The sequence below is a fragment of the Paenibacillus aquistagni genome, from assembly GCF_900177815.1.
Classification (GTDB): Bacteria; Bacillota; Bacilli; order Paenibacillales; family Paenibacillaceae; genus Paenibacillus_B; species Paenibacillus_B aquistagni.
The window spans coordinates 559,812-583,589 of record NZ_FXAZ01000003.1 but is presented as its reverse complement, the minus strand read 5'-3'; the positions used below and the strand labels follow the sequence as shown (position 1 = coordinate 583,589).

The window sequence follows — 23,778 nt, the reverse complement described above, 5'->3', positions numbered from 1 at the left end:
CTAGTTTATGTCTATTGAGATAATTGACCTGGCTGCTTCTACTGAAAAATTCTTTTCAATATAATAAGCTGAGTTGCTGGAAAGCTGACTCCATAAAGTAGCGTTTCTGTATATGTTCACTATAGCATTACTGAACGCAATCTCGTCATCAGCAATTTCCAAGGATGCATGAACATTTTCTAACCCTTCTGCTCCAATAGAAGTTGTAACCATTGGTGTCTGATAATACATTGCTTCAATAACTTTACCTTTAACACCAGCACCAAATCTGAGAGGAACTACAACAACTCTGCATTTACTATAAAATCCCTCTAATTGTTCATCTGTGACATATCCCGTTACAACAATGTTTTCTGACTGAAGCATTTGAATATCCTCGGGAGGATTTGAGCCAACAATATAAAACTTCACATGTGGAAGTGATTTACTTATTTCTGGCCATACCTCTTTTACAAACCATAGTACGCCGTCATAATTAGGTTTGTGGTTAAAACCACCTACAAAGAGCAAGTCTTCTCTGTTTTCGTATGAATTGATGCTTCTTTGTGGTTTTGGATAAATAAACAAAGGTATATTCCTAATTTCCTTAGCAGGAAACTCTTTTTGCAACAATTGTTGTTCGTGACTTCCAACAACATGAATAACATCAGCTTTATTAAATAACTCGTACTCAACAACTTTCCACTCATTTGATGATTTTAATAAACTTTCATTCTTCGTTATTTCATAGTTTCTCATCTCTCTAAGGAAATGTAAATCGTGTCCGAAATATATAATTTTGGCTCTTGAATATTTCCTAAAAGCATCTATATATTTAACAGAGATATGAGGTCTATTTAAATATACAAAATCAAAATAATCACCATTATCTTTAATCCATTGCATAATATTTTTTGCATACCAGTTGCCATACAGCACTTCAACACCAAGCTGTTGTAATTCCTGAGTATATGGTTCATGTTTGAAAAAGTTATCCCCTATAAATATAACTTTATAGCCCAGAGACACAAACAATTTTGTATAGAAATAAGTACATCTTCCTCCCGCATCTTTATCATAATGAGGAACGTAGTGATCCACAATAACAATGGTCTTTTTATTTCTACTTCTATCTCTTGCCAGAAAGACATTTTCAGCATTATTGTAATGGAATGTTTTCAATTCCAATCCCCATTTATCATGGAATTTTTCCTTATTAACCACTTGGTAGCTCTTTATTCCACTGCTAGTATCTGTGCCATGTGAAATACCCTCAAAGTGCACAACCACAGATTTTGGTTGCAATACAACTTTATAACCTAATCTTCTAACCTCAAACGCTAGGTCAGTATCCTCGAAATAAGCAGGGACGTAACGTTCATCAAAACCACCTAACTGATCCCATATGGATTTTCTAATCATAATTGCAGCACCCGATATATAATCGACTTCTCTTAAGTAATTATATTCAGGTTTATCAGGATCATCTAAACGTCCATAATTCCACCCACTAGCATCATTCCAGATGATCCCTCCTGCCTCTTGTTGTCTTCCATCTGGATACACTAGTTTAGATCCGACCATGCCAACGTTAGAATCATTTTCTATTACATCAAGCAATGAAGTTAGCCACTCCGGCTGAACATTTGTGTCATTATTAAGGAAGAACAAATACTTCCCTTTTGCATATTGAGACGCATTATTGCAATTTAATAAAAATCCACGGTTTACTTCATCTCTAACGACTGTAATATTTTCGACAATGTCATTGATATTTTGGGTTTCATCCGTAGATACATCGTCGGCAATAATTATTTCATAACTAACATCTTTTGTATGCTCCAAAATAGATTTTAGACAGGAGTAAGTATACTCCCATTGATTATAGACAGGGATTATAATGGAAACCAAAATATTATTATCCGCATTTACAGATTGAAATACGATTTTTTCTGTAGCATCAACATTTTTCATTAAATTAAGATCACGAGTTTCCGTGGTTTGAGCATGCTTTTCAACATAATTGTCAATTCTACTGTTTAATCTGTCCATGCTTTCCGTTTTCACATAGTACTTCATTTTTTTTAGATTCTGTTTATTCAAACTTCGAATCATGAATCTGGGATTTTTCATGAATTTGAATAGTAACTGTGCAATTAACCTTCTCTTACTTCTTTGAGGAAATACTTTATCTCGACAGAAGTAATATTTATTCAGCAATTTCCACCCGCCCGACTCATAAATAGCATTTAGCTTTCGTTCTTGCTCCAAAAGCATATTTATATGAGCCTTATGATTTTCTATGATCTGTGTTTTTTGTTTATTATCGTCATCGGCTTGTACTATTAGGTCTTTCAGTTTACATACATCTTTTTCTTTGCTTTCAATTTCTAGGTTCAACTTTTTTTGTATTACTTCTAGTTGTTCTGAATCATTTTGTAATTTTTGAATCTGTAAATTCTTATCAATAATGCAATCATCTAGTTTTTTTAGATGTGTTCCTAAGCTATCAAGTTCGCTTTGTGATTCTCTGATTTGGAGACCTTTTTCATCAATAATAATATCTAGTTTTTTTATATGTTCATTTCTACTTTGTACTTCAGCTTGTAGCTCAACAATTCGACTGACAAGGCCTGAATAGCTCAGTTCATTTACTCGTAAATATGAATCGATAGTTACAGATTTTAAATGTTGATTACTGCATATTGCAATAATATACATCCCATCATGTGAGTTGTTGTCCTCATGGTTAATATTAGTTAATGATTTAGATTGTTGATTAGTTATTGTAGAGATAATTTCGAAACCCTGAAAATAAAAATTAATATGTGAGAAGTACCTACCTAAGAACTCATGAAACTCAGCCTCGTAGAATTCTTTTACATGAAATGGATTGATATAGCTTCTTGCATCTGTATACCGGCTCTTTTCTGGGGTTGAAATTACTAAGATTCCATCATGTTTTAATACACGCTTTATTTCATTTAAAAAAGAATGTTGAGTAGTTTCATCAACATGTTCAATTGTTTCAAAAGATATAAATACATCTACTGAACCACTTGGGAGATCCAGTCTTTCGATTGAACCTTCAATAAATTCAATGTTATCTTGACTGTATTTATTCTTAGCATGACGAATAGCTTCGCTGCTAATATCTATACCAATGACCTTACTCGCGTAGTTTGATAATATCTTAGTTCCATATCCTTCACCGCAGGCAGCATCAATAACCACCTTATCTTTCACTAAGGAAGTAACCGAAGCATATCTTTGTAGATGTTCTGCCTCCAATGTATAATCTTGCATATTTGGAATGTATCTTTCTCCCGTGAATTTCATATTGCCTCCTAAATTTCTTTACAGAAATCAACGCTATCCAACAAAAGATACCCTTCTAATTGAAACATATTAGAGTGTAGCATTCGAACAATAATTGCATCATGCACCCAACAATGTTGAATATGATTCCCTTGAGTACCAGATGCAATAGCTGGTGATATTGTGTAAGTACCATGATTTAGAGAAGGGAATTCAAAACAAAAGCTAAATATAGCGACCTCGTTTTTCTTTAAATCTGTGACTTTTTGATTCAATGCAAAAGTATTTGTCTGAAAGATAGTCGAACCTAAACGATCCTTTAATGTGAATCCAATAATAGGATCAATAATATCTTGATTAGCTCTTATCTTTAAAGAAAGTTTAACTCGTTGATTAGAAGTCAGCATCGTTGTTTTTATGTTACTAACTTCATCGAATATAGATACTCCGATAATTTCAGCATCTTTGTCCCCAAGAATATCAAGACTTGGATTTATACTATCGATATCGTCGTTGCAACCTATGTAAGTATGAGTTTGAACCTCTTTCTTAGAAATCGAAGAATCTATCATAAAAGCCTGGTATTGTTTGGATATTTCTAATGGATCACCATCTCCCATAAGGACTCCTTCATTTATCCAAATGCTTCGGTCACAATACTTAACAATTGCACTTGTATCATGAGTCACCATTACTACAGTCTTCTTATCCTTAAACTCTTCAATTTTTCGATAACACTTCTGCTGAAATCTTACATCCCCTACACTCAAAGCCTCATCAACAATTAATATATCTGGATCAACATTTATGGCTACTGCGAATGCTAAGCGAGCAAACATTCCACTAGAGTACATTTTTACCGGTTGATAAATAAAATCACCTATATCCGCGAAATCAAGAATGTCTTTTAACTTAGCGTCCACTTCCTCTTTTTTCAGACCCATTATTGTACCATTAAGATAGATATTTTCCATACCAGTATATTCAGGATTAAATCCTGCACCTAGCTCCAGTAATGCCGATATTTTCCCATCCACATCTATTTTCCCTGCTGAGGGGAGCAATACTCCTGTAATCATTTTTAATAGAGTGGACTTACCGGATCCGTTCTTTCCGATGATCCCAACAGTCTCTCCCTTTTTTAACTCAAATGAAATATTTTTAACTGCGTAGAACTCCGTATGGTAATTTTTACCTAATGGGTTCATGGCTTCTTTAAGCCGATCTACTGGTTTATCGTAAAGCTTATATACCTTTGTTACATTTTCTACCTTCAAAGCTACCTCAGGTTCCATCGTTTCATTCCTTCCTATAGTACATCAGCAAAGTGAGGACGGAGCTTCTTAAAGATTAGTGTCCCTAAAGCAAGAACCGTAAATGTTATCATCCAGAAGTTTAGTGTCAGTAAAGGATGTTCCCAAAACCACTTATGATAAATAAAGGTATCTCGGTACCCTTCCACAATGTAATAAACGGGATTTATTTTAATTAGGAAATGATACTTCTCTGGAACGATATCTAGAGAGTAAAATATTGGCGTAAGCCAGAATCCAAATTGCACCAGAACTCCTACAATCTGACCAATGTCTTTCATGAAAATGACAAGCGATGATGTAATCCACGATACTCCTAATACAAGCATTATCGATGCAAATATATAATATAAAATCTGCAAGTAGTAGACAGTTGGGTTATATCCATAAATTAAAAACATCGTGATCATAAAGACAATAAAGAAAAAGTGAATAAATAAAGCCGAATATATTTTTGTTATGGGCAAGATGCTCACTCGAAAAACAACCTTTTTCACCAAGTAACTATTATCAATGATTGATGTTGTAGCACTTGTAATGGAATCAGAAATAAAAAACCAAGGAATCATAGCAGCTATAAGCCATAAAATAAAAGGAAAGTTATCTACTGGAGCACTCTTGAATCCTACTTGAAATACAAACCAGAAAATAAGTATTTGCACAGTAGGCTGAATAAACGCCCAGAGAATCCCTAAAAAAGATCCTAAGTATCTCGCTATAAAATCTTTTTTTGACATCTCTATAATAAATCGTTGCTGTAAAACGATATCTTTGATAAACCCTATTACCATTTTAACAAATCACTCCCTCATCCTTTATAAGGTTTTTTATCGTTATATCGACAACAGATTACGCTCAAATTCACCAACTGTTAATTACACTCATATATATGTTAATCCTCCATTTTCGAATAGCCTGAAGCATTTCTAATGTTAAACGCAATAAATAAAAAAACAATACCTTTATACTATCGTAAATGATAATGCTCAATACTCCTCGTCTATTATAGCTCAATGTAACCAGATGAATCGAATATTCAACAATATTACATTTCAATTACAATATTTTTACTTCCTCGATAATTTTGTTAAGTTTATCAGATGAGTTTGAGAAAAGTTGTAGGGGAAATGAATCGTTAAGCTTTTACTACAGAATCGATTAAATCACCACCACAATTATCATTTTCCAATTGAGACTTACGTTTAACGTTGTTCGAACTTATATTTATTGCTAAAATAAATACATTCGATTTCAATAGCAAAGGAGCAGAGAAATTGTCGACCTATGGATATTCTACGACAAAAAATAGCAAAACTTCAGATGGCTTGCAGTTATACTGGCTGCTATTAGGACTAGTCACATTATTTCTTTTCTGGGCGTCCTTTAGAGTTGCTTTATTTAATGGACAAGATCAAGCTTTTGAGCAATCTATTTATATATCAATATTATGGTCATCGTTAATCAGCATTTTAACCATAATATTGATAGAGAAAAATTCAAAATGGATACAAATCACTCTTTCCAGTATCATCGTGTTCTTACTTCCACTAAGCTATCTAATATCATTAATAAGTTCAGCATCACAATATCTTGCAATTAATATGTTGCTTATCACTTTGATGTACGCCTTGTTCTTTATAACATCGCAAGTACTATCACAACATACTACCGTAAATAAGCTGCTTACTTATGTGATTACTACCATAGCTTATATTATTGTATTTTTCGGGTTATTTCATTGGCTTGGGAACGGCCCTCTCATTACTACGCTTGTGAAGTGGCTTGGTTCTCCCACCATTTCATCCGGAGCATACAAAGATGCTGTCATGGTCGATTCCAATGGTGCTCGTCTTACTTCCGTCTTCCAATATGCGAATACATACGCTGCTTATCTAATGGCTTTCTTGTTTGTTGCGGCATTTCTAATTGGTAAATCACGATCTTGGTGGAGCAAATTCATCCATGGCTTTATGCTCGTTCCTATTATTCTGTCCATCTTCTTAACGCTATCTCGCGGTGGATTAGTTTTGCTTCCAGTAGTGTTTGTTCTATTGCTGGTCTTCCTCAAGCCATATCGACAGTTAATGTGGATCCTACATCTTGCCGTTAGTGGGATTGTAACAATCATTATTCTGAATCCTGTTACGGATCTTGGTCTGCAATTACAATCAGCATTTAGCGTATCCCAATCATTAACTGGTTGGCTGTATATTCTAATCGGTTCAGCTGTTTCAGGTGGAATCTCTCTAGCATTAGAAAAATGGGTGTCCCCAGCATTGGAGAAGGCAACGGGTAATTTGTCAAACAAAAAGTGGGGCAATTTCCTTATTCCTGTTGGGGGGATAGTTTTAGGCGCACTTCTTTTGTTCGTCCTAGTCGGTACTAGTGCAAAAAATATTCTCCCGGAAAATATTCAAACCCGTCTTGAGAATATTAACTTCGAACAGCACTCTGTCTTAGAAAGACTTACCTTCTATAAAGATGCGATGAAGGTCGTCAAGGACTATCCTATTATTGGAGCAGGCGGCGGCGCATGGAGCGCACTCTACGAGCAATATCAGAACAACCCTTATACTTCTCGTCAAGCACACAACTTTTATTTGCAATATCTGATTGAGACAGGGATATTGGGATTTGTAATTTTTGCAGCGTTCTTAATATACATTTTCGTGCAGTATATAAGAGGCTATATAAAAGTAAATGAAGAAAAAAGAAGCGAACACTTTGTTTATTTTATTATTGCAGCGTCTATTCTTATACACAGCATACTCGACTTTAATATGAGCTACGCCTATATTGGTGTATTAGTATTTATTTGTCTTGGTGGTATGACAGCATCGATAGAAAGCAAACCATTTAAGCTTAAGATCAAACCTAAAACTTTACGTACAGTTTATAGCGCAACTATTGGAGTCATTTCAGTTGTTCTGCTAATTGTGTCTGGATTATTTATCTCTGCAACCAATTCATTTATTGAAGCACAGGAGCTTCGCGAAGTGACAAATAACTATAATGAACTTGTAGCACCATTGAATAAAGCTCTGATAATACGAGGCAACCATCCAGATTATGCAATCGAGAAAGCCACCTTATTAACGCAAGTTTACAGACAGTCCCAAAGTGATGAGTTTTATCAAGAAGCTGAAAAAACAATTCATACTGCTATAAAAACAGACCCTTCAAATAAAAGACTCTTAATGACCTTAAACAGTCTCTATCAAAGTAAAAAACTCGATCAAGACATTTTTAGGGTGTATGAGGCTAATGCGTACCGATTCCCTTGGGATATTAGTTGGTATGAACAATATATGCATATCGGCATTCAATTAGCTTATAATGCTCCAGATTCAGCAACAAGAAAAACATATATAGATACCGTACTTAATTCACTAGATCATATCAACAAGGGAATTAAGCATCTTAGAACCTTGCCCGAGGGTCAATTTCAAGGCAAAGCTTTTGAGATTACCCCGAACGTCGCTCTTAGGGCTGGACAAGCATATTATATGCAGGGACAGACACAGGAAGCTTATGGCATGATAAAATCACATTTGCAAGATGATCTTAGTAATGTTATTAATGTAGAAATGATGACATGGTATCTCGCTGCTTCAGAAAAACTAGGTATGAATGATGAAGATCACTTTAATAAGCTGGTTGAGGTTGATGAAAATGCCAAGGATAGTATCGGTCGCATCGTAACTAAGAAGTTTTGATAATAATCTCTAGCGTATATGAAACAAATACCCGGTTCCTGCACATGCAGTTGCCGGGTGTTTTACTAAACTATACTACTTATTTTTCAATTGCTCTTCCATATACCTCAACAACGATTCCCTCAATTCATCCCGCTGAAGTGCATAATGAATCGTCGTTTCAATAAACCCAAGCTTCTCGCCTACGTCGTGACGATTGCCTTCAAAATGATAAGCCAGAATCTGCTCTTCTTGCCCGAGGCTTGCAATTGCATCCGTAAGCTGGATTTCTCCGTTAACCCCAACATCTTGGTGCTCTAACAGTTCGAAGATACGCGGAGTAAGAATATATCTCCCCATGATCGCCCAGTTAGAGGGAGCCGATCCCGCAGCAGGCTTCTCCACCAATCGATCCGTACGCATCACACGCTCTGTTAGCTGTTCTCCAGCTACAATACCGTAACGGCATACTTCTTCCCATGGGACAGGTTGAACGCCCACAACGGATGAATGATATTGGTTAAACACTTCAATCATCTGCTGCAAGCAAGGCTTGTCTGCTTCTACAATGTCATCCCCGAGTAATACAGCAAAAGGTTCGTTTCCAATAAACTTGCGTGCGCACCAGATAGCGTGTCCAAGACCTCTTGGTTCCTTTTGACGAATATAATGGATATCAGCCAAATTGGAGGATTTCTGGACCTCTTCCAGCAGCCCTAGCTTCTCCTTCTCGACTAGCAGTGACTCCAGCTCAAAGGCATTATCGAAATGATCCTCAATCGCCCGCTTTCCTTTACCGGTCACAATAATAATATCTTCAATGCCAGAGGCTACCGCTTCTTCTATGATGTATTGAATGGTTGGTTTGTCCACGATCGGCAGCATTTCTTTAGGCATCGCCTTCGTGGCAGGCAGGAATCGAGTACCTAAGCCTGCTGCAGGGATGATCGCCTTCCGTACTTTCAAATGTCGCACCTCCACCATGCTGTTACACTTCTGCAATATTAGCCATTATACTATTGAAACTTGTTCCATGATATAACAATAGGCAAATTGGCTTATTATAGTTCTAGTATTTGATCTGTATCCCTATTCACCCTAACAAATCCTTTTAAGAAAAATTAGATGGTTGTTTGATAGATAAGAACATAAACAAATCTCGTTCCTGATCTCAATTGCTCCGCTAGAAAAAAGGCGCCTCTACGCCTACCTTGGATGGTAGTTCTAGAAGCGCCATTATTCATAATACCCTTCAGTAAGCTATCTATAACTTATCTGGATATCTGCACCTGTCCTTTTACTTCACCAACTGCCCGCGTGTTACCCCAAGCTGATTCGTCGCCTTCAACTGACGCCATACCTGCGTGCCGCTGATCTCACCGCGAAGCGCGCGAGCATACAGATCAATGACCTCTTGCACCTGCTCGGATGTTTCCTCTAAAAACTCCACACGGTAAGAACCCACACCCAGATCCAAGAAGTGCTTCAAATACTCCGCGCCGGATTGCTCGATCGCATTGTACACCGTGTTGCGGCAGCCTTCGTCTACACGCACAGGGTGCGACATGCCGATACGGTCACGCAAGGAGACGCGATGCTCCTCACAAGGACGGCCGCAGTTCGTATAATCTGTGCCTTCACTCAAGAATGTACAGTATACACAATGCTCGGTATGGAACATCGGCAAATGCTGATGGATGACGATCTCAAGCTTCGAGGTATCCGCGTAGCCGAGCATATCCACCATCTGCTGGATGTTCAGATCATAGGAAGGTGTGATGCTGTCCAGTCCCGCTTCAACAAACAGCTCCACCGCCTTATGATTGGCCACATTTAGCGAGAAGTCACCAATCAGGAGAGGGAATGCATCTGGCACATCGTTCGTTCCTAGGATGCCACCGGATGCTTCATGCTCCTGCTCTCTCCAAGCGCCGATGCTAGTCGTTGCAATACCATCAATAGGATCTGAATGATCTTTAGATGCGTTATGTCCCTCATCATTCACTCGCACATGTAGATTATGCTCTGCGCTCGTATTGGAAGCTCCCCGTGAGCCTGTTCCTTTATCAGAAGCTGCTAGTCCATTAGAACCGCCATTATCGGCACTTATAGGTGTTGATGCATTTATATCGTTACCCGCTTCCTGAGCCATTGTTGAACCTCTAGCGTTTCCAGCTTCCACAGTAGAAGTGGAATCATCTAACCCTGTCACCGCTTTTGATCCTTGCCCGCTAGCTTCACCTTTGCCAGCACCCATGCTCATTGCCGCACGCTGCTGCTCCCATTCCGCCTTCGCCTGGAGGTAGAAGTTTAGGGCTCCTGTATTGCGCACAAGCACCGCGTCAGGCTTCAGCTTCAGAATGTTGCGATGATAGCCATTCTCCAGCGGCATGTGAATACGCGGCGTCACCAGTGCTACAGGCTTGCCTGCTTCGCGGCAAACGCCAATCGCCTCTGGGAACTGCTTGATAAACTCAAAGTCCACGTAGATCATCGCTACCGGTGTCTTAACCGCTGCCTTCACCTGCTCAAGCGAGCGGCACAGGGCGGTTAACTGGCCGCCGCCATACGGAATGGCCTTACGATTGGTATAAGCATCGGCAAATAGATCTGCCTCGTGCTTCGTATATACTGGCGGCTTCGGACGCTCGCCAGCCAATTGCTCAACCGCCTGACGGCGAATCGCATTCAATTCACGCATCGGGACAATCAGGTCGCCTTCAAGGGATACGTCCAGCTTCTCCAACTGATACACGGTTCCACCAAGACGGCCAAATTGCTCCTCCAACAGCGCCTCATCCATCGGACGCTTCTTCGCCTCTTCCAGAAGCAGCTCGGAGTCCACCTGGACCACAGAACCCTTCTGCACATCGGTCCACCATGTGCGAAGCGGCTCACCTACGCGTCCTTCCGCCTTCACATGAACCGGGAATACGCGATAAGGCTTCTCCGTCTCAAAAGTAGCGCGCATGCGCTTATCCAACGCAGGATCGCTTGTCTTCCATATGCGATCTCCTACCTTCACTCGACGAAGGTTAACGTCATTGCGCCCAGGGATGATGTCGATGATCCATCCCTCCTGCGCTTCGCCTTCCAGCTTCACGCCCTTGCGGCGCAGATCGTAAATGCGTCCGCCTTCTTCCTTCTGCGTCGGATCGCCCGCATCGAAGCCGATGCCGTCGCCACGCTTCAGCGGTGCTTCAATTTTACACACGACTCCATCGCGCAGGACCTGCTCTACACGGCCCACATACACGCCGCGGCTCTTCGGAAATGTCCCATCGACGAGCTGCTTATTGTTCGTGCCCTTCAGGAAACCATGCGTGAAGCCGCGGGAGAAGCTTTGCTCCAGCTCCCGTACCTCTTCTTTGGACGGTCCCGCCCATTGTCCATCGAAATAGTCATCAATCGCCTTACGGTATTTGCTTACGACGTTCGCCACATACTCTGGCTGCTTCATGCGCCCTTCGATCTTAAAGGACGTCACGCCTGCTTCAATCAGCTCTGGCACGATATCGATCGCGGCCAGATCCTTTGGCGATAGCAAATACGTCACATCGCCCATCGGCTTATGCTCCCCATCGACCATCATGTCGTATGGGAGTCGGCACGCCTGAGCGCACTCGCCGCGGTTCGCGGAGCGTCCGCCCCACATCTCGGACGTGAGACACTGTCCCGAGTAGGATACGCAGATCGCACCATGGACGAAGACCTCCATCGGCAGCTTCACCTGCTCGCCGATCTTCCGAATCTGCTTCAGGTTATTTTCGCGGCCAAGCACGACCCGCTCCATATCGAACGGCTTCGTGAATTCCACCGCCTCCGGTGATGTAATCGTCATCTGTGTCGAACCGTGAATCGGGAAGTCCGGCGAGATCTCGCGAATCATTTTCACAAGACCCAGGTCCTGTACAATAACCGCATCCACACCCGCATCCATGCACGTCTCGATCAATTCCTTCGCATCGCGAAGCTCATCTTCAAATACGAGAATATTAAAGGTCAAAAAGCCCTTCACTCCATAGCTATGAAGAAAGGACATAATTTCCGGCAGTTCATCCATGCGGAAGTTGTTCGCTCTCGCACGAGCGTTGAATTTCTCAACTCCAAAAAAGATGGCGTCTGCGCCATTCGCAACAGCTGCGCGCATGCAATCCCAATCTCCTGCAGGGGCCAGCAGTTCTATATCTTCACGACGTATCGTTGTCATCTTCATCCTCCGTTATCTCTTGCATGAGACCCTAGGTTCCTCTTAAAAGCTCTAACTATATATTTTACCCGATTTCATAGGCTGCATCCACTGATGCTATGAAATTCCTCACATAGCTGCTCGTTCCCAATTTGGATGCCATCTCATGTTGGCAGTCCTGATACGATACAACTCATTCAAGTGTTCCTATACATAAACTTATGGGCAAAAAAAAGCTCCATTGTCAGCTTTAAGCGTTTGTTCAAGTACTGTGAATACACGCTCTGTGAAGTTTTACCCTTTATCAGGTTGCTCCAAGCATTATCTTGGTCTTTAAAAAAGAGTGCTCTGGTTTAGAACACACGTTGATGATGTGCTAATCTTACACAAAGACAGCCAGCAGCATAGTTCCGGTTAAGCCTGCTGTAAGTCAAAAATTCTAATGCACGGTACTACCAATACGAGTTCCTGCATCATCAAACATAGTAATATCACTATACAAACGGCAATAACTACATCGCCATCGTAGTATCAATACCTACGGCCAAGAAAAAAGCACAGGAAGTAAAGCTCCTGTGCTCTAGCAATCTCAAGTATTCTGATCCTTACATTTTCCTATGCATAAACCCTCTTATCCAACTGCGCGTCTATGTGCCTACTGGCATCGCTTTTGCGCTAAAGGCTCTCCACTAATCAAGTTTGCCTCGTATTACAGGTCACACCAGCTGCAAGGCCATTTCTTACATACGGCACGTGTTAACAACAGTATCTCCATTCATCTCTGATAGCACACACTTGTATGAACATTACAAATAAATCTCACAGAATCCACATACCCTCATTCCGCAGCTGGCCTACGATGTTCCAGTCCGTTTACCCCAGCTTCACTGTCACGGTACGTTTTTTCCCATTCGTGCTGATCACAAGCTTGACATGATCACCGGTAATCTTGCCTTTGAGCGCCTCCCGCACATCTGCAAGCTGACTGATGGTCTTGCCATTAATGGTATGCAAAGCATCGCCTTTCTTAATGCCAGCAAGCTCAGCCGACTTGGATGTTATGTTTATAATTCTAAGTGGATCTTTGGTAGGCAGGCCTATAGACGCAGCCCAGTTCTGCTCCAGCTCTATGCCGATAACACCCGTGCGAACCTCTCCATGCTGAATCAGATCGTTGACCGCCCATCGAACAGTATCCATGGGAATTGCAAAGCCAACATTGTCTACATCCTCGCCATAATACTTTAGCGTATTGATGCCAATGACCTCGCCTTTCAAGTTGACCAGCGGCCCACCGCTGTTGCCTGGGTTGATGGAAGCATCCGTTTGCAACAGCTTGTACCCTCCATCCAATGATCGATCCACTCCGCTAATAATGCCTCGGCTAACGGAATTGCGCAGCGTGATTGACAGCGGTGTGCCAAAGGCAAGCACCTCTTCGCCGACCTCAGCCTTCACACTGCTTGCGGCAAAGGCAGCGGGCTTTAATCCTTTTGCATTGATCTTAACTGCAGCAATATCGATTATTTCGTCGTAGAAAAATTTCACGATTTCATATTTTTTACCCTCTGAGGACACAACGAAAGGCTTCTTCAGCCCCTCAATGACATGCGCGTTCGTAATGATCCAGCCATCCTCACGGTACACGACGCCGCTTCCATAAGACACCGCATCCTCTGGCTCGTAGCCTTCGGCAAGGGCAGCCTTGTCTTGTCCCACAATGGTGACGACAGCAGGGTTAACATTCCGCACGATCTTCGTAATGGCAGATGAGGATAACGTCTTCACCTTTGCCTTATCCGTTTGAGCTTGCTTTGTCGCTGCAGGCGCTGCCGAGGCTTCAGCTATCGGTCCTTGATAGCACATGCCTAACAGCAGTACGACGGCCATCCCGCGCGATAGATGCAGCTTCCATGCTGCCTTTCGTTTTCTCTTCGCCGTATTGTTCACATTCCATCCCCCGTTCTTCATTCGCACGCACCTCAAACGCTAATCTTTCTATTAACATAATCTATGTCGCGATCATGGTGCCTATGACAATTGCAATAGGCGCTATTACTAATTCGCTAGGCGCCTGATAGATTCCCTTCTACTATATAACGGCAATTGCAGAAGAGTATTGCAGATTCGTGACAATTCCATCTATCATACGAGACGAGGGCCGCTTCAAAACAAAAAGACTCCCTGATCTTGATCAAAGAGTCATTCCTTCCGTGATCGCTCCACTAGCAGAGCGGATTCCACTTCGTTCTATGTACGCATCTATATTGCAATCGTCTAAGCTGTTACCATCCACTAATCATAATGCCATCCATAACGAGAAAAACAACTAAGCTAACCGCAGCAAAACCAAGAGCGAATCGGTTGCGAGGACGCTGCTTGACTTGGCGAATAACGGCCCATATGAGAAGAATCGTAAACACAATCATAAATGGATCAAATAACGTAAAATTACTTGTGCTTTCCGCTGCCGCTTCTGCTAAAAACATGGTGGACCTCCCTTACACGCGCATTTTATCTACCTGCATCTATGTTATATTTATCCAGCGAACGTTGCAAGGAAAATGTTTCCGATTTGTCACGTTTGTCACCAAATATTCAAGAATTGTTAACGAATTCCCTTTCTTATTGTGAAGCACTTTGTTGCCGTTCTATTTTTGCCACACTTTTTTACTCATAAGCAGATCTATCTCATCCTATTAGAAAAAGTAATACCGTTTTGCGAAACCAATCATTTACGCCAAAATGGAAATATGTTACTATATCCAAAAAGATAATTCTTAGTTGTTTAATCGGAATTAAACAATGGGATGCTGGGAGGCTCTGAGGATGGCTTATGAACCGATATGGATGAATAGCGGCGAGAAGCTGAACAAGTTTGAATTCGTGAAGATGCAAAAGGATGGCCTCGATGTCATTCGCGATATTATTGAAACCTACTCCAAGACCGGGTATGATTCCATTCCTGAAGACGACAAGACCCTGTTCAAGTGGGCCGGCGTGTACGAGCAGAAGCCGAAGGACGGCTACTTTATGATGCGAATCCGCATTAATTCGGGCATCCTGAATGTCGCTCAAGCACGCGCGCTCGGTGAGATTGCGAAGCTGTATGGGCGCGATCTCATGGACGTCACCACACGCCAAGCCATCCAATACCATTGGCTGCGCGTCGAGGATTTCCCGGATATCTTCAAACGCTTGGAGGAGGTGGGCTTATATTCGTATGAGGCTTGTGGAGATTGCCCGCGGACTATCGTCGGCAACCCGTTGGCAGGTATCGATCCTGATGAACTGATGGATACCACCTCTCTTGTTGATGAGGTAAATGATTTCTTCCTGATGAACCGTGACTTCTCCAACCTCCCGCGCAAATACAAAATGTCCATATCATCCAACAAGTTCAATAATGCCAACGCCGAAATCAATGATTTAGCGCTTACTCCTGCTGTAAAAGTCATCGATGGCCAAGAAGTGATTGGCTTCCATGCACATATTGGCGGTGGACTATCTGCTAAGCCTTTCCTTGCTCGCAAGCTGGATGTGTTTGTTCGTCCAGATGAAGTATTGAAGCTTGCCGTCGGAGTAACGACTCTCTTCCGCGATCATGGCTATCGGGAGAAGCGCCACCATGCTCGCTTGAAGTTTTTAATCAACGACTGGGGTGTGGAGAAATTCCTGGAGAAGCTTGAGGAGCTTCTTGGACCGCTGGAGCGTTCTGGCGAGGATCGCACTGAAGGCTGGCAGGCCGCTTACTTCGATGGTGTTCACCCGCAAGCACAAGAGGGGCTAAACTATATCGGGCTTAACGTGCCTGTGGGCCGGTTGAATGCTGATGAATGGCTCCAGCTCGCAGATATCGCAGAGATCTACGGTGATGGCAGAATTCGCACCACGATGTCGCAAAATATTTTGCTTAGCGGCATTCCAAATGAGAAAGTGGATGAAGTGCTTGAACAGCCTGTATTAGAGCGCCTTACGCCATTCCCTAAGCATTTTATGAGCCGTTCCGTATCCTGCACAGGCAATGAGTTCTGCAATCTTGCTATTGTGGAGACCAAGGAGCGTGCTCGCCGTGTCGCACAATATCTGGATGAGCATGTCCAGTTGGATGAGAAGATTCGCATCCATTTTATTGGCTGCCCGAACGCCTGTGGTCAGAAGCATATCGCTGACATTGGCTTGCAAGGAGCGCTTGTGAAGACGCCGAATGGCATGATAGATGCCTTCGATATCGCGGTAGGCGGTATCTTGGGGCCTAACGCCCGCTTCAACAAGACCCTGAAAGGCCGTGTGAAGGGTGATGATGTGCCTTTGGTGCTGGAGCAGTTGATTCTGTTCTACAAGGACAATCGGATCGAAGATGAATCATTCCATGATTACTTCCTTCGTGTGGGAGCTGAAGCCTTCCAAGAGAAGCTCACCGAGATTCTTGCTTCACCGCTGCTTGTATCTTAAGTCTATATGACTTTTGAATAAAATAGAAAAGCCGTCTGCACCACCATGTGCACTGCTCTGCCTGATCATCTCAATGACGACACTTTCTCGTCCCTCCAACCGATCAGGCCAAGCATATGCACTGCTGCGATTTCAGGTGACCGGAAGCTAAGAGCATGTTCATGGGCTTGCCTCTACTTCCTCACAGGTCTCGCAGCGTGGGCAGACGGCTTTCTTTTTTAGGCACCTAACGCGCCTAGTCTCCGTCTTCTATTCTTCAATACGAAGCTCCTTATAGGAGCGAATCATTACATCCGCAGATTCAGGCGCTGTCTCGAAGCGCTCTTCCTCGTCGATAAAGATCTGCAGCGCGCAGCCTGCGCTGCGTCCCATCTCCATATCGCCAACCGAATCCCCAATAACGACCGTCTCATGCGGCTCAAGGCCAAGCTCCCGACAAGCTAGCGCGACCATATCCGGATACGGCTTGCCGTGCTCCACGCAGTCATCCCCAACGACGCTGTCGAAGTAGTGGCGAAGCCCCATTTTGACAAGATGCTGTTCGGAAGGCCGTTTATCATCTGCGGTAACGACAGCCAGCTTCAATCCACGAGCATGGCACGTCTCCAGGAATTCAGCCACACCTGACACCGGGAGTATATTCGCCTCTTCAAGCACCATTTCATTGGCGCGTTCGAACACCTCGGTTGCTCGGCGAGAAGCGTCATTCCATGGCACGCCAGCGCGGTATAGATAATAAGCTGCTATGCCGATCATCTGTGCCGGAGACCCCATCGCCAATGGACCAAAACGATCATGCGCAGTAACCTTCCGCTGCTCATCTAGGAATACTCCTAACAAGTAGCCCGGCCCTTCTGGCAGCTCGGCATCTTCTTGTCTAAGCTCACGCTCAAGCTCATTCAGCACCATTTCCGCCCATTTACCCCATAAGCTGACGAACTGAAGCAGTGTTCCGTCTTTATCAAATAAAATACCGCGAATCGGCACCCGATTCTCTCCAACGCTAATGACTGTCATCTTCCCCACCCTTTATGTCCATATTCTAATGATCGCAATTCCTTCTCACTGCTTCTACATCAAGGCAGGTTCTTCCTGCTCCAACTCCGAAATGAATCCATTTCACTCGAAAACGCATCTCTGTAAGATGATCTGGTCTTTAGAACTTGACTATCCCCTCAACCACTAAACCCCTAACCCCTGTCATCAAATTGCGATCTTAATCCGCCCAATCTCCCTGCTATATATGTTAGATCAAAAGGGAGTGCTCTTGTGGTGATTCCATTCCCTCCATTCCTGAACAATGCCTTTTCATTCCTAAAAACAAAAGAAAGTCCTCCTGATTATTGTTTACAGGATGGACCTTCTTCTCAAGCTTAGAGCTATAAGTGAAGCCCGCAGCCTTTATATATAAAGACCAACGGAGCTTATCACTTTATCACTTGTTGCAGCCAGTTATTGCAGTCACTTATTTTGAAGTCAATTGATGCTACCAATTGGCTGCTTGCCTAGACTTGACGATTATCTGGATACTAACGTTTCACGGGCCTTCTCATCAGTATCGATCATCGATTCCAATGATCAATCCGCGGCTTTCTCAGGCTTATTAGACTAAGTCGTCACTTTCTCCTGCTCCTCTGTACGAGCACGGTCACGCTCTAAGATCGGCTTCAGGTAATGGCCTGTATATGAGCCCTCCACCTTCACGACCTGTTCAGGCGTTCCTTGGGCCACGATCAAGCCGCCGCCGTTTCCGCCCTCAGGACCGAGATCCAGAATATAGTCCGCGGTCTTGATGACATCCAGATTGTGCTCGATAACGAGCACGCTCTCGCCTGACTCGACTAAACGATGCAGCACTTCCAGCAGGCGGTCAATATCCGCCACATGAAGACCTGTCGTGGGCTCATCCAGAATATACAGCGTCTTGCCTGTGCTGCGGCGATACAGCTCGGCTGCAAGCTTCACGCGCTGGGCTTCGCCGCCCGACAGCGTCGTTGCAGGCTGTCCCAGCTTCATATAGCCAAGGCCAACGTCGAACAAGGTCTGAATCTTGCGCTGAATACGAGGCACGTTCTGGAAGAATTCTAGCGCATCTTCAATCGTCATCTCCAGCACATCGGCAATATTTTTGCCCTTGTACTTCACTTCCAGTGTCTCGCGGTTATAGCGTTTGCCCTTACATACCTCACATGGCACATAGACATCAGGCAGGAAGTGCATCTCGATCTTGATGATTCCATCGCCACGGCAGGCCTCACAGCGTCCACCCTTCACGTTGAAGCTGAAGCGGCCTTTCTTATAGCCGCGAATCTTCGCTTCGTTGGTCGTGGAGAACAGGTCGCGAATGTCATCGAATACACCCGTATAGGTTGCGGGATTCGAGCGCGGCGTCCGTCCAATCGGGGACTGGTCAATGTCGATCACCTTATCCACATGCTCCAAGCCCTTCATCTCACGATAAGCGCCAGGGCGCACCTTCGCCCGGTTCAGATCACGGGCTAGCGACTTATAGAGAATCTCGTTCACGAGCGTGGACTTGCCGGAGCCGGATACCCCCGTTACCGCCGTGAATACGCCAAGCGGGAACTTCGCGTTAATGTTGCGCAGATTGTTCTCCTTCGCCCCTCGAATCTCCAGCCAGCGTCCGTCGCCTTTGCGGCGCTCCAACGGAATCGGGATGAACTTCCGTCCGCTTAAGTACTGGCCTGTGATCGATTGATCATCAGCCATAATCTCCTCAGGGGTTCCCTCAGCGATCACCATCCCGCCATGAATCCCAGCTCCTGGTCCGATGTCGATGATATGGTCAGCAGCCAGCATCGTGTCTTCATCATGCTCAACGACAATCAAGGTATTGCCGAGATCGCGCATATGCTCAAGCGTCTGAATCAAGCGATCATTGTCCCGCTGATGAAGTCCGATGCTCGGCTCGTCCAGGATATAGAGAACACCCATCAGGCTGGACCCGATCTGTGTTGCCAGGCGAATCCGCTGAGCCTCGCCCCCTGACAGCGTCCCGGCTGCACGGCTCATCGTCAAGTAGTTCAAGCCCACATTGACCAAGAAGCCGAGTCGGGCATTGATCTCCTTCAAGATCAGATGAGCGATCATCATATCCTTCGCAGACAGCTCCAGGTTCGCAAAGAACTCCTGCGCATCGCCAATGGACAGGCTCGTGACATAAGCCATATTCTTCTCGCCAACCGTAACCGCAAGGCTCTCCTTGCGAAGCCGGTCCCCTTTGCAGATACCGCACGGCTTCGCACTCATGAAGCCCTCGATGAACTCACGAATGCCTTCGGAAGCCGTCTCGCGATAGCGGCGCTCCAAGTTGTGCACAATGCCCTCGAACGCAACCATCGCTTCCTTCTTATGGCCAAAGTCGTTTTCATACTTAAAACGAACCTTCTCCCCGCCTGTTCCGAACATGAGCTTATTCATCTGATCAGGCTCAAACTGGGATACGGGGATATCCGTTGGAATGCCATAATGGTCGCACACGGCCTGCAGAAACTGCGGATAGTAGTTGGACGTGCTTCCCGCCCAAGCTTCGAACGCCCCTTCATCAATTGACTTCTCCTTGTTCGGCACTAGAAGCTCAGGGTCCACAATCATCTTCTGACCAAGACCGTCACAGTCCGGACAAGCACCGAACGGGCTGTTAAAGGAGAACATTCTTGGCGACAGCTCATCGATGCTGAAGCCGCAGACTGGGCAGGCAAGCTTCGAGCTGAACACAAGCTCCTCTTGATCGATAATATCTACAATCAGCTTGCCGTCAGACAGATTAAGCGCCGTCTCAATCGAGTCCGCAAGACGGGACTCAACGCCTTCCTTGACGACGATACGGTCAACGACAACCTCGATATTGTGCTTCTTATTCTTCTCTAGCTCAATCGTCTCCGATACTTCACGGAGCTCGCCGTCTACACGGACGCGAACGAAGCCCTGCTTCTGAATATCGGCAAAGACTGTCTTATGCTCCCCCTTGCGCCCTGAGATCACAGGAGCAAGAAGCTGCAGCTTCGTACGCTCCGGATATTCCATGATCCGATCGACCATCTGTTCGACCGTCTGAGAGCTGATCTCTACTCCATGCTCAGGACAATGCGGATGACCGATACGGGCAAACAACAATCGCAAATAGTCATAAATCTCTGTTACCGTCCCTACTGTCGATCGCGGGTTGCGGCTCGTCGTCTTCTGGTCGATCGAGATCGCAGGAGACAACCCATCGATGGAATCCACGTCCGGCTTCTCCATTTGCCCTAAGAATTGGCGGGCGTAAGCAGACAAAGATTCCACGTATCTGCGCTGCCCTTCCGCATAGATCGTATCAAACGCCAATGAGGATTTCCCTGAACCGCTAAGACCTGTCAGCACGACAAATTTGTCGCGCGGTATGGTCACATCAATATTTTTAAGATTATGGGCTCTCGCGCCCTTGATCACAATATGCTCACTTGCCAATGGAATGACCCTCCTGCTTGTTCGTTCACGCGAACTGAGAATAAGCGAAAATGTTGATACATGCCAATCCTAATCCATCGCCTTCAATTCAAGCAAAGCATCACGCAGCTCGGCCGCACGCTCGAACTGGAGACTCTTCGCTGCTTCTTTCATTTCTTCCTCCAAGCGCTGGATGACCGACTGCCGATCCTTCTTCGACATCTTCTCCATGCCTGCTCCTGCCAAGGCGCTCGACTTGTCGTCTACGCTCTTCGTTGCCTCGATCACCTCTTGAATCTTCTTGCGAATGGTTTGAGGCGTAATGCCATGCTGCTCATTGTAAGCCATCTGAATCTGACGGCGGCGAGCCGTCTCCTTCAGCGCCTTATCCATCGAATCCGTGATCTTGTCACCATACATAATGACATGGCCTTCTGCATTGCGCGCCGCACGGCCGATAGTCTGTATGAGAGAGCGCTCTCCGCGCAGGAAGCCTTCCTTATCCGCATCAAGAATGGCAACTAGCGATACCTCAGGCAGGTCTAAGCCTTCGCGCAGCAGATTGATACCAATCAGGACATCAAACACGCCAAGGCGCAGGTCCCTAAGAATCATCATCCGTTCCAAGGTCTTAATGTCCGAGTGCAGATAGCGAACCTTGATTCCGATATCCTTCAAGTAATCGGTTAGATCCTCGGCCATCTTCTTCGTCAAGGTCGTCACCAATACGCGTTCGTCACGATCTAGGCGAAGGCGAATCTCGCCAAGAAGGTCGTCAATCTGCCCTTTGGTTGGACGCACCTCAACAACAGGGTCCAGCAAGCCTGTCGGCCGAATAATCTGCTCGGCCATCTTAGGCGTATGCTCCAGCTCATATGGGCCTGGAGTAGCCGATACGAAGATGGCTTGATTGACCTTGGACTCGAATTCCTCAAATTGCAGCGGACGGTTATCCATTGCAGAAGGGAGGCGGAAGCCATGCTCGACAAGCACTGTCTTCCGTGCTCGGTCACCGTTGTACATCCCGCGGATCTGCGGAAGCGTCACATGTGATTCATCAACCACGATTAAGTAATCATCCGGGAAGTAGTCCAGCAATGTATATGGCGTGGCCCCTCTCTCGCGGAATGTAAGCGGACCGGAGTAATTCTCGATCCCTGAGCAGAAGCCAACCTCGCTCATCATCTCAATGTCGTATCTTGTGCGCTGCTCAAGGCGCTGAGCTTCCAGCAGCTTATTATCCGCGCGCAGCTCTTGAAGCCGCTCCTCCAGCTCACGCTCAATATCAACTAATGCTCGCTTCATCGTTTCTTCTGCGGTAACGAAGTGAGAAGCCGGGAAGATGGCCACATGATCACGCTCTCCGATGATTTCCCCAGTCAGCACATCGATCTCCGTGATGCGCTCAATCTCGTCACCAAACAGCTCAATGCGCACCGCTTGCTCGCCATTTGACGCGGGGAAGATCTCCACGACATCACCGCGCACTCGGAATGTGCCTCGAATAAAGTTCATATCGTTGCGCTGATACTGAATGTCTACAAGACGCGACAAGATCTCATTTCTAGACTTCTCCATGCCCGTTCGAAGGGACAGCACCAAGTTCTTGTATTCAAGCGGAGAACCTAAGCCATAGATGCAGGATACACTTGCTACGATAATGACGTCTCTGCGTTCAAATAAAGAGGAGGTCGCGGAGTGACGCAGCTTATCAATTTCTTCATTAATGCTCGAGTCCTTCTCGATATACGTATCTGATGATGGAATGTACGCTTCCGGCTGGTAATAATCATAGTAGCTGACGAAGTATTCCACCGCATTGTGCGGGAAAAATTCCTTGAACTCGCTGCACAGCTGAGCAGCCAGCGTCTTATTGTGGGCAATAACCAATGTAGGCTTGTTGACCTTAGCAATCGTCTGTGCAATGGTAAAGGTCTTGCCCGTACCTGTTGCCCCGAGCAGCGTCTGGTAACGCTTGTTCGCTTGAATGCCGGCTGTAAGCTCCTCAATTGCCTGCGGCTGATCCCCTTGCGGATCAAATTCGCTAACTAGCTCAAAGGGCTTAGAAGACATCTGAATATCAGTCATAAAATGACCATCACCTCATCCTTCCTCATACTTCGGTTGCTTCATGCTCTGCTTGACCTTGCTTATCTATCATTATGCAGGCGAGTACTAGAGCCCTACTCTTCCCTATCTTATAGGCCCTTGTGCTCACTTGCCCTTTACGCTGTCTCGTACCTAACGCTCATCCCTACTCAAAAGGCTTACCCGTTTTGAAACATGCTAAACTTTATAAGGAAATTACCCGATAAAAAGGACAGAATCATCTTTACCTGTCGTTCAACTTTTAGAGGTATTCAGCAGCTAGGATCCCCAA

General features: G+C 44.7%; 12 protein-coding genes. 2 read left to right on the top strand and 10 right to left on the bottom strand.

All coding sequences use genetic code 11. The features are described 5' to 3' along the window. The 3 genes from B9Y93_RS13920 to B9Y93_RS13910 are packed head-to-tail and all read right to left on the bottom strand — an operon-like array spanning position 1 to position 5,401. Entirely contained in the window at positions 1–3,318 is a 3,318-nt protein-coding gene (locus tag B9Y93_RS13920; RefSeq protein ID WP_085495044.1) for a glycosyltransferase, read from the bottom strand. An 8-nt stretch (positions 3,319–3,326) separates the two neighbouring features. Next, the gene (locus B9Y93_RS13915) at positions 3,327–4,592 is read right to left on the bottom strand and encodes an ABC transporter ATP-binding protein (RefSeq protein WP_085495043.1); all 1,266 of its coding nucleotides are present in this window, start codon (positions 4,590–4,592) and stop codon (positions 3,327–3,329) included. 14 nt (positions 4,593–4,606) lie between these two features. After that, a complete protein-coding gene (locus B9Y93_RS13910) occupies positions 4,607–5,401 on the bottom strand; it encodes an ABC transporter permease (protein WP_085495041.1) in 795 nt (264 codons plus the stop codon). A 483-nt stretch (positions 5,402–5,884) separates the two neighbouring features. Between B9Y93_RS13910 and B9Y93_RS13905 the strand changes: the two genes are divergently transcribed. Beyond that, entirely contained in the window at positions 5,885–8,326 is a 2,442-nt protein-coding gene (locus B9Y93_RS13905; RefSeq protein WP_085495039.1) for an O-antigen ligase family protein, read from the top strand. Between the two features lie 75 nt (positions 8,327–8,401). On the opposite strand, the gene galU is transcribed toward B9Y93_RS13905, so the two are convergent. The 4 genes from galU to B9Y93_RS13885 form a co-directional block, all read right to left on the bottom strand. Next, positions 8,402–9,271 (bottom strand): UTP--glucose-1-phosphate uridylyltransferase GalU, encoded by an 870-nt coding sequence (gene galU, locus B9Y93_RS13900; RefSeq protein WP_085495037.1) that lies wholly within the window; start codon positions 9,269–9,271, stop codon positions 8,402–8,404. 331 nt (positions 9,272–9,602) lie between these two features. Continuing rightward, positions 9,603–12,515: a U32 family peptidase gene (locus tag B9Y93_RS13895; protein WP_425320343.1), complete on the bottom strand. Its 2,913-nt coding sequence runs from the start codon at positions 12,513–12,515 to the stop codon at positions 9,603–9,605. An 852-nt stretch (positions 12,516–13,367) separates the two neighbouring features. After that, on the bottom strand, positions 13,368–14,465 hold the full coding sequence (locus B9Y93_RS13890; protein ID WP_085495034.1) for a S1C family serine protease: 1,098 nt from the start codon (positions 14,463–14,465) through the stop codon (positions 13,368–13,370). A 314-nt stretch (positions 14,466–14,779) separates the two neighbouring features. Further along, positions 14,780–14,983, bottom strand: coding sequence for a DUF2759 family protein (locus B9Y93_RS13885; RefSeq protein ID WP_085495032.1), 204 nt, complete (start codon positions 14,981–14,983; stop codon positions 14,780–14,782). A 340-nt stretch (positions 14,984–15,323) separates the two neighbouring features. Here B9Y93_RS13885 and B9Y93_RS13880 point away from each other — a divergent pair, with 340 nt between their 5' ends. Continuing rightward, entirely contained in the window at positions 15,324–16,949 is a 1,626-nt protein-coding gene (locus tag B9Y93_RS13880) for a nitrite/sulfite reductase (RefSeq protein WP_085495030.1), read from the top strand. A 249-nt stretch (positions 16,950–17,198) separates the two neighbouring features. Here B9Y93_RS13880 and B9Y93_RS13875 read toward each other — a convergent pair whose 3' ends face one another. The 3 genes from B9Y93_RS13875 to uvrB all read right to left on the bottom strand — a co-directional run bounded on the left by B9Y93_RS13875 (position 17,199) and on the right by uvrB (position 23,486). Next, positions 17,199–17,966, bottom strand: a complete 768-nt coding sequence (locus B9Y93_RS13875; protein ID WP_085495028.1) for an HAD family hydrolase — start codon at positions 17,964–17,966, stop codon at positions 17,199–17,201. A gap of 591 nt (positions 17,967–18,557) precedes the next feature. Further along, complete coding sequence (gene uvrA / locus B9Y93_RS13870) at positions 18,558–21,419, bottom strand: excinuclease ABC subunit UvrA (protein ID WP_085495026.1); 2,862 nt, start codon at positions 21,417–21,419, stop codon at positions 18,558–18,560. Between the two features lie 69 nt (positions 21,420–21,488). Beyond that, the gene (gene uvrB, locus B9Y93_RS13865) at positions 21,489–23,486 is read right to left on the bottom strand and encodes an excinuclease ABC subunit UvrB (RefSeq protein WP_085495024.1); all 1,998 of its coding nucleotides are present in this window, start codon (positions 23,484–23,486) and stop codon (positions 21,489–21,491) included. Positions 23,487–23,778: the final 292 nt, after the last annotated feature.